The organism is Filimonas effusa, assembly GCF_004118675.1.
Taxonomy (GTDB): domain Bacteria; phylum Bacteroidota; class Bacteroidia; order Chitinophagales; family Chitinophagaceae; genus Filimonas; species Filimonas effusa.
The window spans coordinates 1874019-1888744 of sequence record NZ_SDHZ01000001.1 but is presented as its reverse complement, the minus strand read 5'-3'; the positions used below and the strand labels follow the sequence as shown (position 1 = coordinate 1888744).

Here is a 14726-nt window from a genome sequence, read left to right as displayed (position 1 = left end):
CCCGACATGGCATGAAAATAGTAACTATTGCTGTTGTCTGCAAATAGAAGCCGGTTTAGCGCAGCTTTTTTACAAAACACGAAATTTAAAGCAGGTCCTTAACTTTTCTTACATTTGTTTGAACGAAGATTCTTGTCATGTATTCTCCCGTACGCCATTGACTGCTTACAACGATAACGAACTTGTCCTCAGGCTGCAACAAGGTGATGTGGCCGCCTTCGATATTATTTATAAGCGTTACCACGAATCTTTATACGCATTTATTTTGCGCTATCTCAAGTCGCCACAGTTGGCGGAAGATATCCTGCAGGAAGTTTTTATGAAATTATGGGAGGTAAGAAAACAACTGCGGCCCGGTGCCACCTTTAGCGCTTATCTATATAAGATCGCCCGTAATAAAGTCTTTAAGACATTCAGGAAAATAGCGGCCGACGACGAAAAGATCCTGGTATTGGCAGGCAGCCTCGCCGCAACTACCGAAGATCCTCAGGCCATGGCGCTTTGGGTAGAATACCAGCGCCTGTTCGAAAATGCCGTCGAACGCCTCCCCGTTCAGCGTAAAAAAGTGTTCAGGTTATGCCGCCAGGAGGGATGCACTTACGATGAAGTTGCGGCGCAGTTACATATATCCCGCAATACGGTAAAAGAACATATGGTCCTCGGCACCAGGTTCATCAGGGAATTTATCTTTCAATGTTATCAGGTAGAATCTGTCCTCCTTTATTTACTGCTGTATACTTTTTTTTGAAAAAAAATGATAAACCACCCACCCTGTCTTTCTTGTCAGGGATATTATATATATACAGAACAATAACTATCCACGAATATGTCTGCCCAAAACGGCCATATGAAACAATTGCTGATCCTTTATCTCGAAAACCGCTGCACACCTGAGCAGTATCAGGAGGTAATGGAATGGCTGCGTACCAGTGCCCCTAACCGCCTGCTGCTGCAGCAAATGCGTGACGATTTTGGTACAATACCCCAAAATCCCCAGCTGCGTATCAGCGAAAAAAGCGCTGAAAAGCTGAGAGAACAATTGCTCGAAAAGGTACACGCAGCACAAAATACACAGCGTGCACCCATAAGGCGCTTATGGCAATGGACGGCTGCCGCAGCGGTGATTGCCTTGATAGTGCTAGGAGCACGTATCTGGATGATTAAAAAGCCTGGCGGCGACTACAGTACACCGCTTGTTACAGCTGAAAATAGACTGCTTTCAACACCGCCGGCGCAAGGAAAAGCACAGCTTACACTCGCTAATGGAACCGTGATCTTATTGGATAGTGTCGCTAATGGCCGGCTTGCCACGCAGGGAAACGCCTTGATAGAAGCAGCCCCTAACCGCCTCGAGTACGAATGCCAATCTGCTTCTCTGCCCGATAACCAGTTATATGCCAATACTGTTTCCACCCAAAGAGGAGGGCAGTACCAGGTAAAACTTTCCGATGGCACGATAGTGTGGCTTAACGCCGCTTCAGCACTCAAATTTCCCGCAGTGTTTGCCGGCAACGAAAGAAGAGTGGAACTTACCGGCGAAGCCTATTTCGAAGTGGCTGCTGCCAGCCTTCCCAATGGTTCCAAAAAACCATTCATCGTAATCGCAAAAGGGCAGGAGGTATACGTCACCGGCACTCACTTTAATATCATGGCTTATAACGAAGAAGCTTACGTGAAAACTACTCTGCTCGAAGGTGGCGTAAAGGTTAGTCATGGAGGCGAATCGGTTATGCTTCAGCCCGGGCAGCAGTCCAGGTTAACGGATCAGGGAAATATTAAAGTGGAAAAAGCGGCAAATATCGCTGAAGCAATGGCATGGAAAAATGGCTTCTTCTATTTCGAAAATGAAAGCATCGAAACTGTGATGAGGCAAATTGCCCGCTGGTACGACGTCGAAGTCGAATTTCATTCCGTAAACAACGAACGCTTTTACGCACAGCCTTCCAGGAGGGTGAGGTTGGCTAATGTGCTAACAGCATTGGAATTAACAGGAAAAGTACACTTCACCATACAAGGGAAAAAAATTATTGTAGATCCTTAGCTTCTTATATACGCATAAACAGTTTGCCAAATGAAAAAAATGACCTTGTTCAAACAAGCGTTACGGGCCGTTATGTGCCGCTCTCCCGGTGGCTTGGCCCCAATAATAAAGAACCGGAATCCCGTTTGCCGCGGAATCCCGGTAGCAATTGGTTAAGCCAATGAAAATTTCTCACGTCTCCTATTGTTCAACCAATTCAATTCAAAGCTATGCCATTTTATGTTTGCCGCCAATTCAGGCAGGCGGCGCAAAAGAACGTAATCAAAACCCTTTTGATTATGAAATTAACGATTGTATTGATGTTCGTATTTTCTGTTGCCATTGCCGCTGAAGGACTGCCGCAACAAATATCTTATGAAGCCAGTAATGTCCCGCTAAAAAAGGTGTTCACCGATATCAGTAAACAAACCGGCTACTCCTTCGTATATACAGCCAGCATGCTTAAAAAAAGCAGGTCTGTGAACTTTGTTGCTACAAAGGTCTCGCTCGAACAATTGTTGGATATGTGCTTTAAAGATCAGCCCTTTACCTATGCACTTATCGACAAAATGATCGTACTCAAAGAAAAGAGAGAAGCCAGTATGCTCCTGCTCGCCGCACAGCCCGCTATTACCGTCTCCGGTAAAGTTCAGGGCCAGCAGGGCGAGCCGCTTGCAGGCGCTACCATCGCCGACAAACAAGCCGGGCATAATACTGTTTCCAAAGACGATGGCAGCTTTAAACTTACAGTAAGCAAACTGCCGGTGACACTCGAAATATCTTATGTAGGATACGAAACCGCACAAGTTACTGTCAATGCTGAATCGCAGGAATTGCAGGTGAAACTGGTGCCCGTAAACGCCAGCCTGAACGAAGTAGTGGTTGTAGGTTATGGCACACAACGCAAAGGCGAGCTTACCAGCGCCGTGGCTTCCGTAAAGTCTGATAACTTTATTAAGGGTTCCGTAACAGATGCAGGGCAACTTATCCAGGGGAAGGTGGCCGGCCTATCCGTGATCTCTCCCAATGGCGACCCAACAGGCGCTACGCAGATCCTGCTGCGCGGACAAACAACGCTCATGGGAGCCAACCAAAACCCGCTGATCCTGATCGATGGTATACCCGGCGACCTCAGAACTGTGGCACCGCAGGATATCGAATCTGTAGATGTGCTTAAAGATGGTTCAGCGGCAGCTATCTATGGAACCAGGGGAACTAATGGTGTCATCATCATTACTACCAAAAAAGCAGGCGCCAATAGCAAAACAGCAGTGGAATACAGCGCTTTCCTGGGCACACAGACCATTGCCCGTAAGCTCAACCTATCCACTGCAGCAGATTTTAGAGACCAGTTGGCTGCCGGGCAACGTAAACTCGAAATGCCCGACTACAAACAAAATACCGATTGGCTCAAAGCTATCACCCGCACACCTGTTCTGCAGTCTCATAACCTTACCGTGCGCGGTGGTAATGCCACTACCAATTATCTCGCCTCCGTTATCTATAACATGCAGGAAGGTATCTTTAAAAAATCTTATAATCAGTTGTTCTCCGCCAGGGCCGATTTCAACCATAGCATGTTCGACAATAAGCTCCGTATTAATGTCAATATGTTTAGCTCCTCACGAAGGTTCAATGGCTTTAACAGCAATATCTACAGGCAGGCTACCCTCCAGAATCCTACCGCTCCTCTCACGAACCCCGATGGTACCTGGTTCCAGGAACTCACCAAGTTCGACTACGAAAACCCGGTGTCCGATCTCATGGAAAGCGACGGCCTTAGTAAAGAACTGAACAACAGGTATAAAGGAAGCATCGTGTTTGCACCCTTGAAAGGATTGAAATTGAGTGCAGTTTTTTCTTATGCTAAAAGACAGCTCGAAGCCGGCTACAACGAAACCAAACAGCATGTAAGCACATTACGCGATGGTAGAAACGGATACGCCCGCGTTAATGGTGATGCTTCTACCGACCGCCTCATGGAGCTTACCGCCGAATATGCCAGAACTGTAAACAGGCATCAGTTTACCCTGCTCGGCGGCTATAGCTACCAGGAAAATGACTACAACAGTAATAGTACCGAAAACTGGGATTTCCCTACCGATAGGTTCGGATGGAATAACATAGGCCTGGGCAGGGCAATCAGTAGCGGTAACTTCCAGGGGCTCATTAATAGCTTTAAAAGCCAGACCAACCTTATAGGCTTCTTCGGCAGAATTTCTTATAACTATAACCAGAAATACCTGCTCATGGCCAGCATACGCCGCGAAGAAGCCAGCCAGTTATGGGGTACTAAAAACCCATGGGGTATGTTCCCCGCAGTATCCGCAGGATGGCGGATCAGCAAGGAAAACTTCATGCAAAAACAACGCATCTTTAACGACTTGAAATTAAGGGCCGGCTATGGTGTTACAGGCTCCCAGCCAACTGATCTGTTCAGAGGCGTGGCCGTCATTGGCTATGGCGGCTTCGTCTATTCCAACGGACAATGGGTGCAAACGCTCGTACCCACCCAGAACGCTAACCCCGACCTCAGATGGGAGGAGAAAAGAGAAACCAATATCGGTTTAGACTTCACGTTGGCAAATAATCGTATCAGCGGTACCGTCGACTTTTACAATCGTAAGATCCATAACCTGCTCTTCCTTTACGATGTGCCCAGTCCGCCAAATTTATACAACCAGACACTGGCAAACGTAGGTACCATGCAGAACAAAGGGGTAGAGGTAATGCTCAACTTTACCGCTATAAAAAAGAAGGATTTTGAATGGAATACCAGCGTCAACTTCTCAACCAATAGCAATAAGCTCATTAGCCTGTCAAACGATCTGTATAAAACATCTACCAACTACCTCCAGGTAGGAGCGATCTTCCCGCCCATCCAAACCTTTTCACATTTGCTCAAAGTCGGTGGCCCCGTAGGTGATCTTTACGGCTTCAAGGTCATCGACATCAATAACAATGCAAGCGATGCCGCCAACTATGGCCAGTGGATCTATGAAGGCAGCGATGGCAAACCTGTCAACTACTCCGAATTAACACACTCCTTTGGCGATAAAAAAGTGATAGGAAACGGCTTGCCGCGCTACTACGCAGGCTGGCAGAATAACTTCAGGTATAAACAGTGGGATCTGGCAATTACACAGCGGGGAGCCTTTAAATTCCAGGTAGCAAACCTTCAGCGCATGATGCTCGAAAACCCCACCCAGGCACAGTATAACCTCCTGAAAACAGCCTACGACCCCGTTTACGGTAAAACTCAACTCAAAAGCCCGGTAGAATTTAATAGCTACTATATCGAGAATGGCGACTACTGGAAAGTAGATAACATCACCATCGGATATACATGGAAAACAACAGGGGCGAAATATATACAGTCGGCACGCGTTTATGTGTCCTCTCTCAATACTTTTATCATCACCGGCTATAAAGGCATCGACCCCGAAGTGAGCTTGCGTAACGGTACCTCTACTGCTCAGTCTGGTGTGGCCCAAACGCCTACCTCAGGTCTCGATCCGGGTATGGATAGTCCCTATAAATATCCCACCACACGCACCTTCAGCTTCGGCCTGAATGTTACTTTCTAACGTTAATCTCTGGAATATGAAACAAACGAAAATTGCCATATATTTTTCCGCGTTAAGCTGCTTCATCGCTATGCTTACCGTCAACAGCGGTTGTACCAAACTCAAAGATGTTTCCTACAACCAGATCATCGCAAACGAATTTACACCCACCAGCTCCGACCTGGCAGCGCTCGCAGGCGCGGCTTACGTCGACTGGCGTGGACTTCTCCTGCAATGGAATACGCTTTACCGCGCACAGGAGGTAGCCGGTGACCAGATGTTAACACCCGCCCGCCCCAACGGCTGGATCGATGGCGGCGTCTATCGCAGAATTCATGAACATAAATGGACGACCGACGACGATATCGTTATCAACATCTGGACAAGAGCCTACCAGGGCATCACCAATTGTAATCGTATCATCTATCAAACTCAGTCTGGCGCTATCCCCGTTGCGCCTAAAGATACCACCGCACTTATCGCAGAAATAAAATTGCTGCGCGCTTCCTACTATTGGGTATTGATAGATTGCTATGGAAACATACCCCTGGTCGACAGGTTTAACGTTCCTGAAGGGTTTCTTCCCAAACAAAACACGCGTAAAGAAGTATATGATTTTATCATTAACGAACTGCTCACCAATATCCCGCTCGTTAGCACCGCTAATAATACGGCTACCTATGGTAAGTTCAATAAATGGGCCGGGCTAACATTGCTCGCTAAAATGTACCTTAATGCAGAGGTCTACACAGGTACGCCGCAATGGGATAAATGTAAAGCGGTTTGCGATACTATCATTCAGTCAAATCTCTTCATCCTCGAAAGTAACCAGAAGAATGTATTCATTACAGAGAATCAGAACTCTAAAGAGATCATATTCGCACTGCCGTTCGATTCTAAATACGTGAACGATTGGAACTCTTTCGATATTCATATGCAAACGCTGCAGCCCGAAAACCAGGCCACCTACAACCTTCAGTCGGCTCCCTGGGGTGGCATCTGCGCCGTGCCGCAATTTATCAGCACCTTCGATACCACAGATAGCCGCTACATCGACAACTACATTAAAGGACAACAATATACCGCCTCCGGTGATAGTATCTTCGGAACTATGGGCGCATTCACAGGTAAACCGCTGGCCTTCCGCAACTACGTCGCAGGGGTCGATCAGTCCGAAGAGGTAGACGGCTTCCGGCTCGGTAAGTTCGAAATTGCCATGGGCGCTACCAACCGCCTTAGCAACGACTGGCCGTTATTCAGGTATGCCGATGTGCTGATGATGAAAGCAGAGTGTTTACTCAGAATGGGGGAGGCCAATGAGGCTGCCGTCATTGTAACCCAGGTACGTGAACGGAATTTCAGAGCTAACCCTGCCAAAGCAATGGTAACCGGGGCCGACCTTCTGAAAGGCAGCGGCTACGATTATGGCCTTCGCAACCACCTTACTACCACACACGAAGGTGGAGCCGATATCATCTACGGCCGCTTCCTCGATGAACTTGGCTGGGAGTTTTGCCAGGAAGCACGCCGCAGAACAGATATGATCCGCTTTGGCGCATTTACTAAAAAATCATGGCTATCACATTCGCCCAATGGCGACTATCGCGCATTATATCCTATTCCCAGAACGGAGATCGCTAAGAACGCAAATCTTAAACAAAATACAGGATACTAAAACCTTCCGTATTTATCACTGCACCTGGTTCGCCGTTTGTCAGTTCTGTGAAAAACTGGCAAACGGCAGGACCAGGAACTTGAAAATTAAATGTCTTGCCCGATAGCTGCTAAAACTATTATACTATACGGTTAACCTTGCAAACTTATCCATGATCTTCATCAGCTCAACAGCCTCCTCTATCGTGCATGGATTCTCCTCCTGCCCGTTAAAAAAGCCCACCACACTCGCGATCATAGGCTGCTGAACATGCTCAGGATGCTCAAACTCAAACACCTGCTCGCCGTTGCCATCTTTAACCACGATCCGCTGTCCAAAAACGGCAAAGCGAATGCTGCCGGCGCTGCCAATGATCTCACATTCATCGATGGTATCTGTATCGGCAACATTGAAACACCAGCTGCCATTGAACACGATCTTATCGGCAAATAAAATGGTCCCGGAGGTCTGATCAGCTACTCCGTCATCGCCGGCCTGGCACTGGCTGAACCCATCATAATGAACCGGCTCCCCAAAAAAGTATAACATCAGATCCAGCTGATGAGGAGCCAGATCATGAAAATAACCGCCGCCGGATATCGCCGGGTTAGTCCGCCAGTTGGCAGCGCCCGTTGTAACAAGCGCTGGCTTGATACTTTGCCAGAGCCGCATTTGAACCGTACGTATCTCTCCTATGACCTTCTGCTCAAGCAGTTCCTTTACTTTAAGAAATAAAGGCAGCCTGCGCCTGTAATGCGCTACCACCAGCTTGCCGGCAGAAGCTTGCGCAGCCTCCGCCATCTTCAGCGCCTCGGCAGTATTCAAAGCCACAGGTTTCTCTACATATACCGAAAACCCTTTTTCAAGTGCAGCACATACATACTCCAGGTGAGAGGAGGGAGGGGTAGCCACATAAATGGCATCGATATCTTTCATCTCCAGTAGCGCATAGGCATCGCCGGACCATCTTTCAACACCATGCCGCCTGGCATAATCTGCAGCCTTTTCGGCATCCCTGCGCGCTACCGCCAGAAGCTTGCTGCCATTTACTTTGTTGAAGGCAGGACCGCTCTTACGCTCGGTTACATCCCCGCATCCAATGATACCCCAGTTGATCATAGCAAATTTGTTTATTTAAATATACACCTTACTGCACCTTCTCGCCGTTAACAATAACATTTGTAAGCTTGAAATCCTTTACGATCGATGTGTCTATCTTCGCTTCCTGCTTAGCCTGTAACGCCAGGTTCTCAAACCTGAAGTCCGATAAACGATACTCGAACGTTTCACTCTCAGCAACTTTGTCTACTTTAAAAACAGCATCGCATCCAACCTTGATATTACGCATCGTAATATGACTGCCGGATGATTTTATCAAACGCTTCTCTCCCTTAAGATCAAAGAACTGGGCCCAGGGACGTATATACAGGAAACTGCCGATATCACTGCCTTCAATATCCTCAACCCTTACATATTCATAATTCTGAGGCGTATCAGTACGCATCTTAAGCCACAATAACCGTTGCGCATGATTGATCTTTATGCGGCGCAGAACAATATTCCGGTTATGTATCGACTCACTCCCCAGCGTCAACGCTCCATGACAAAACCCATAGGTGCAATCTTCAATGACAATGTTGAAATTGCCTCCGTTGTTCTCATCCTTATCAGCAAGCGGACCTTTACCTCCCTTCAATGCCACCGCATCATCATTAACCGACATATAGCAATTCTTGATAAGAAAATTCTTGCAAACATCAATATCTACCGCATCTGTACTGGGCGCCTTAACAGGCTTCTCCGGCGAATAAATATAAAGATCCAGGAGTTTCACATTTTCACACTTGTAAAAATGATTCGTCCAGAAGGGGGAGTTGATAAGCTTTAATCCGGAAACCTGTACATTTTTACTGTTCGAAATATACAGAAGCCTTGGCCGCATTTCATCCATATTGGTACAATTAGGATTGAATTGCCGCCTCAACCAGAAAGCCTTCCAGTAACGCAATCCGTTGCCGTCAATGGTTCCTTTGCCTGAAATACTAAACCCATCCACACCGTCAGCATTTACCAGCGCAGCAAAATATTTGACCGTCTGTCCTTCTATACGCGTTGGCACGATCGGGAAATTGCTGATATCATCGCTGCCCTTGAGCCTGGCGCCCTCTTCAAGATACAAGTGCGTGCCTTGCTTGAAAAACAAAGACCCGCTCAAAAAAGTACCTTTGGGAATAACAACAACGCCGCCTTTCTCAGCCGCCTTATTAATAACGGCCTGCATTTTCTCAGTCTGTACAACGTTGCTGTCTTTTACCACGTTATAATCAGTAATACGGTATTGCTGCCCCAGCTTTTTGATATCTGTCCGGTCATTTTGTCTGAACCATTCCGGTATCGGTGTGCCATCCGGAAAATTATCCTGGGCCAATGTGCATAAGTGCAGCGCGGTTGAACATACAAGTACCAGCGCAAACTTCATTTTTTTCATGATCATAAAACGTGTTTTAAGCGTTTCCATGCAGGCGGATCTAAAAGTAAAGGAACTGAAACCGGAACATGGCAATGAGAGGTTGTCGTTACAATCGCTTTAGCTGCAAAAATGCGGATAATCAAACATAAATCAGCAGGAAAATTGAATCATTATAGCACAATATCATCTCAATGCTTCAGGCTATCGTTTCAGGTTTTTGCCCTGCAAGTCTTCTGAGGCATACATTTTGCAACTTATAGCCCCCTGCCAGCCCGTTCTCCTGCCGGCACCAGTATCAACCATCTACGAAAAACTACGCTTTATATAGCCGCCTTAAAGCTGCCTTGGAGCCGTCTTCAGCTTTCACCGGCAACTACGCGATGGCAAACATCGGTTATCGCCTTCCCAATACATACAAACTCCGTTAAAAAAATGTCAAAAAGACACTAATTTTATTTCTGAAGTCATTGACTGTCAGATTGTTTATGTTTAGGCATAGGCAATTACCACTTACCTTTTACCAATTTGCCCCCCCTCCGGTAGCGAAGGGGAGAATAAATTGCAGAACTTTAAGGACATAACGGACATTGCCACATGAAGAAATTATCTTGTTTATCCCTCTTACCCTTTCTCTGCATTTTGACAGGCACGCCTGCCATGGCGCAATCAGAAAGCAATAGCAGAAAGCCATTCGCACTAGCCGATGTAAGGCTCCTCGAAAGTCCTTTTAAGAATGCACAGGAAAAAGATCTCGAATATATCCTCGCACTCAAACCCGACAGGCTGCTGGCTCCTTATCTGCGCGAAGCAGGCCTCACTCCAAAAGATAGCAGCTATCCCAACTGGGAAAACACAGGCCTCGACGGACATATAGGAGGGCACTATGTTTCCGCCCTGTCATTGATGTATGCAGCTACCGGAAATAAAGAAATTGCAACCCGGCTCGATTATATGTTGTCGGAACTGAAAAAATGCCAGGACAATTATGGAGATGGTTACATCGGTGGCGTCCCCCGCAGTAAACAGCTCTGGCAGGAAATTGCAGCCGGCAATATCAGGGCCGATGGCTTTTCCCTGAACAAAAGATGGGTGCCGCTCTATAATATCCATAAAATGTACGGCGGTTTGAGAGATGCATATCTCTATGCTGGCAGTGAACAGGCAAAGCAAATGCTGATAGCCTATACCAACTGGATGCTGAAATTAACCTCCGGCTTGTCCGATGCTCAGGTACAGGAAATGCTCCGCTCCGAACACGGTGGCCTTAACGAGGTATTCGCCGATGTTGCAGTCATCACCGGCGACAAAAAATACCTGGCCCTGGCCCGCCGCTTTTCACACCTTACCATCTTAACGCCATTAGAGCACGAACAGGATAAGCTCGATGGATTACACGCCAACACCCAGATCCCTAAGGTAATAGGGTTTAAAAGTATTGCCGATGCAGGTGATGCACAGGATACGGCATATGACAAAGCTGCACACTTTTTCTGGGAAACTGTGGTGCACAACCGTAGTTGTGTGATAGGCGGAAACAGTGTGCGCGAACACTTCAACCCTGTGCACGACTTCTCATCCATGATCAACGATATACAGGGCCCTGAAACCTGTAATACCTACAATATGCTTAAGCTAACCCGCCAGTTGTATCTTTCCGATGGCCGGGCCGATCTTATCGATTACTACGAAAGAGCCTTATACAATCATATCCTTTCTACCGAAAATCCGGAGAAAGGCGGTTTCGTTTATTTTACCTCCATGCGCCCGGGCGCTTACCGCGTTTACTCGCAGCCCCAAACCTCATTCTGGTGTTGTGTTGGCAGTGGCCTCGAAAACCACGCGAAATACGGCGAACTTATCTATGCACATGCAGCCGATAGCTTATTCGTAAACCTCTTTATTCCCTCCGAATTGAAATGGAAGGAAAAGAATATTTCTATCGTACAACAAAACCGCTTTCCCTCCGAAGAACATACTTCTTTAACCATCCACGCAGCGGCACCCGCAAAGTTTGCACTGCAAATAAGATATCCGTCTTGGGTGAAGGCAGGAACGCTGGCGGTTTTTGTAAACGGCAGGAAGCAGGTGGTTACAGCAACGCCGGGCGATTATGTTGCCATTGAAAGAACCTGGAAAGAAGGTGATGTGGTAACGGTACAGTTACCCATGCAAACAACGTTCGAAGAATTACCGCATATCCCCAGCTACGTAGCCGTAATGCGCGGCCCCATTGTACTGGCTGCAAAAGCCGGTACAGAAGGTATGACAGGCCTGTATGCCGATGATAGCAGGGGAGGACATATAGCGCCCGGTATCATGCCTGCCTTACAGGACATGCCTGTGCTCGTAAGCGATGATAACAAAGACGCCGTGGTAATCCCCGCAGGCGATAAAAAGAACACGTTCCGGTTCGCTTCTAAAGTATATCCCGATAAGTATAACGATATTGAGCTGGTCCCTTTTTATACCTTACACGACACACGGTATATTATCTATTGGCATAAACTCTCACAGGAAGATCTGCAGCAGGATCTGGATAGATTAAAAAAACAACAGGAGCAGGAGGCTGCATTGGCAGCAAGAACAATAGACATGGTAGCGCCCGGAGAACAACAACCGGAGTCTGATCATTTTATTGAAAGCGACAAAAGTATAACCGGCATACACAGAAACAGGCACTGGCGTTCAGCTAAAGGCTGGTTCTCCTATCGCCTCAGGAACGAGGCGTCCGATGCTGCCACCTTACAGGTTACCTACTACGGTGGCGATAAAAACCGGCACTTTCACATTCTTATCAATGACAAGCCCATAGCAGAAGTGAAGCTCGATGGTACAAAAGGAGGCGACTTCTTCTCTGCCGGTTACGTGATCCCCGATGGTGCTGCTAAAACGCTTGTAGTAAAATTTGTTGCAGTGGATGGGTCTGAAACAGCCGGTATATACGGCGTCAGGCTCTTGAGAAAATAAATCCGTTTTAAGAATCACCCGTATTATTTGCTATGGTACAATTAAAAAGAAGTATCGTATGCTTCGCCATGATGGTAGGCGCAGCTATGTATACCTGTTTGCAGGCGCAGGTTATAACAAGTCCTGGTAAAACATTGACAGTAAAGCTATCCTCCGCGGCAGATGGAACAGTGACCTATACGGTGCTGGCAAAGAAAGATACAATACTGCTGCCTTCAGCGCTGGGCCTGGTTACTTCAGGAACCGATCTTTATAAAGAGCTTGTTTTTACAGGTGCCTCAAAAACAAAGCCGGTAAATGAAAATTACCGCCTGCTCTATGGCAAAAAACAACAGGTGCACTACAATGCCAATCAATGTGTATTTCATTACAGGAATAAACAAGGTAAACCCATTGATATTGTTTTCAATGTTTCCGATGATGCCGTTGCTTTCCAATACCTGCTCCCGGGAGAAAACGCCGCAAATACGGTAGTTACAGAAGAAAAAACAGACTTCCGCTTTAAACAGGGAGTGCGCTCATGGCTGCAGCCTATGCAGGTGGCCAAAACCGGATGGGAACGCTCAAACCCCGCCTACGAAGAATACTACGAACAGGAAGTCCCTGTCGAAAAAGTAGCCGATAATACAGTCGGCTGGGTATATCCGGCATTATTTAAAAACGGGAATAACTGGGTCGCCATCACCGAAGCCGGAATGAAAGGCAACTACTGCGGTACAAAATTACTTACCGCAGGTAACGGTAAATTTACAACCGGCTTCCCCGACAAACGCGAAGTGGTATTAGGTGGAGGTTTATTGCCCGTTATAGATAACAATTTCACTACTCCCTGGAAAGTAATAGCAGTAGGCTCGCTTAAAAATATCATGGAATCTACCGCCGGTACAGACCTCGCCGCCGCACAAAGCCTGAACGATGTCTCCTACATAAAACCAGGCAAGGCTTCCTGGAGCTGGATCAACTCAAAAGACGACTACATCATATTCAAAGAACAAAAAAAATATATCGACTTTGCCGCCGGCATGAACTGGCAATACTGTCTTATCGATGCCGACTGGGACAGGAAAATAGGATACGATAGTATTCAGATCCTTGCCGATTATGCAAAGTCTAAAAACGTAGGCTTGCTCCTATGGTATAATTCTGCAGGAGACTGGAACACGGTAAAGTACACGCCCAGGAATCTGCTGCTCACGCATGAGAGCCGTATGAAAGAGTTTCATCGCATACAGGCCATGGGTATCAAAGGCGTGAAAATCGACTTCTTTGGTGGCGACGGGCAATCGGTGATGCAATACTATATCGATATTTTAAACGATGCGGCAGCCTGTCAGCTCATGGTTAACTTCCATGGCGCCACATTGCCGCGCGGATGGGCAAGAACTTATCCCAACCTCATGACAACCGAGGCCGTACGGGGCTTCGAAAATGTTACCTTCAATCAGCATGAAGCCGATAAACAGGCGGTAATGTGCGCTACGGTGCCTTTTGCCCGCAACCTCTTCGATCCCATGGATTACACGCCCATGAACCTGTATAAACTAAGCGGTAACCTGGTTCGCCGTACCTCAGGTGGCTTCGAGCTGGCTTTATCGGTATTGTTCTTATCCGGCATCCAGCATTTTGCCGAGTCGCCCGAAGGCATGCAGCACATACCTGAAAATGTTAGGTCCTTTTTAAGGAATTTGCCCGTAAGCTGGGAACAGGTGAAATTTATGGAAGGTTACCCCGGACAGTACGTAGCCCTGGCGCGTAAGGCAGGAAACAAATGGTATGTCGCCGGTATCAATGCCGCTGCAACACCCCGGAAATTAACCTTGAATACCGCCGCATTGGGTAGCAAATTCAGCCTCTTGAAAGATGGTGATAAACCCGCAAGTTTCGATGAAACAAAAGGCAGCACTTCAGCAGCCCAGGTGCTGGAAATAGCTCCCGGCAGCGGATTCGTAATGGTTATTGAATAAATGGAAAAAAACTTTTTAAAGCATATAGGCGCCTCCTTATTGAGAAGGGAGGTGCCTGCTTTGAAAGCATAGGGCATTAGTTAAT

The 14726-nt window shown here is 47.1% G+C and carries 8 protein-coding genes; 6 read left to right on the top strand and 2 right to left on the bottom strand.

Annotated features, from left to right (window positions below):
- The first annotated feature begins 118 nt into the window (after positions 1-118).
- From ESB13_RS07100 to ESB13_RS07085, 4 genes are all read left to right on the top strand, one after another.
- The gene (locus ESB13_RS07100) at positions 119-748 is read left to right on the top strand and encodes an RNA polymerase sigma factor (protein ID WP_164974117.1); all 630 of its coding nucleotides are present in this window, start codon (positions 119-121) and stop codon (positions 746-748) included.
- Positions 749-847: 99 nt separating this feature from the next.
- Entirely contained in the window at positions 848-2041 is a 1194-nt protein-coding gene (locus tag ESB13_RS07095; RefSeq protein WP_164974116.1) for a FecR family protein, read from the top strand.
- 278 nt (positions 2042-2319) lie between these two features.
- Entirely contained in the window at positions 2320-5607 is a 3288-nt protein-coding gene (locus tag ESB13_RS07090) for a SusC/RagA family TonB-linked outer membrane protein (protein ID WP_220399560.1), read from the top strand.
- Positions 5608-5623: 16 nt separating this feature from the next.
- Positions 5624-7261 carry a RagB/SusD family nutrient uptake outer membrane protein gene (locus tag ESB13_RS07085; protein WP_246022462.1) on the top strand — a complete coding sequence of 546 codons (1638 nt, stop codon included), beginning with the start codon at positions 5624-5626 and terminating at the stop codon, positions 7259-7261.
- A gap of 123 nt (positions 7262-7384) precedes the next feature.
- Here the strand turns inward: ESB13_RS07085 and ESB13_RS07080 are convergent, their stop codons facing one another.
- Complete coding sequence (locus tag ESB13_RS07080) at positions 7385-8359, bottom strand: Gfo/Idh/MocA family protein (RefSeq protein WP_129002311.1); 975 nt, start codon at positions 8357-8359, stop codon at positions 7385-7387.
- Positions 8360-8387: 28 nt separating this feature from the next.
- Positions 8388-9734 (bottom strand): rhamnogalacturonidase, encoded by a 1347-nt coding sequence (locus ESB13_RS07075; protein ID WP_220399559.1) that lies wholly within the window; start codon positions 9732-9734, stop codon positions 8388-8390.
- 570 nt (positions 9735-10304) lie between these two features.
- Here ESB13_RS07075 and ESB13_RS07070 point away from each other — a divergent pair.
- Both ESB13_RS07070 and ESB13_RS07065 read left to right on the top strand, forming a co-directional pair.
- Positions 10305-12677, top strand: coding sequence for a glycoside hydrolase family 127 protein (locus ESB13_RS07070; protein WP_129002310.1), 2373 nt, complete (start codon positions 10305-10307; stop codon positions 12675-12677).
- A gap of 32 nt (positions 12678-12709) precedes the next feature.
- Positions 12710-14641 carry a glycoside hydrolase family 97 protein gene (locus ESB13_RS07065; RefSeq protein WP_129002309.1) on the top strand — a complete coding sequence of 644 codons (1932 nt, stop codon included), beginning with the start codon at positions 12710-12712 and terminating at the stop codon, positions 14639-14641.
- Positions 14642-14726: the final 85 nt, after the last annotated feature.

Excerpts from the sequence above, each read along its gene's own strand:
- ESB13_RS07075 (WP_220399559.1), bottom strand. The coding sequence starts at position 9,734 with ATGATCATGAAAAAAATGAAGTTTGCGCTGGTACTTGTATGTTCAACC.
- ESB13_RS07080 (WP_129002311.1), bottom strand. The coding sequence starts at position 8,359 with ATGATCAACTGGGGTATCATTGGATGCGGGGATGTAACCGAGCGTAAG.
- ESB13_RS07085 (WP_246022462.1), top strand. The coding sequence starts at position 5,624 with ATGAAACAAACGAAAATTGCCATATATTTTTCCGCGTTAAGCTGCTTC.
- ESB13_RS07090 (WP_220399560.1), top strand. The coding sequence starts at position 2,320 with ATGAAATTAACGATTGTATTGATGTTCGTATTTTCTGTTGCCATTGCC.
- ESB13_RS07095 (WP_164974116.1), top strand. The coding sequence starts at position 848 with ATGAAACAATTGCTGATCCTTTATCTCGAAAACCGCTGCACACCTGAG.
- ESB13_RS07070 (WP_129002310.1), top strand. The coding sequence starts at position 10,305 with ATGAAGAAATTATCTTGTTTATCCCTCTTACCCTTTCTCTGCATTTTG.
- ESB13_RS07065 (WP_129002309.1), top strand. The coding sequence starts at position 12,710 with ATGGTACAATTAAAAAGAAGTATCGTATGCTTCGCCATGATGGTAGGC.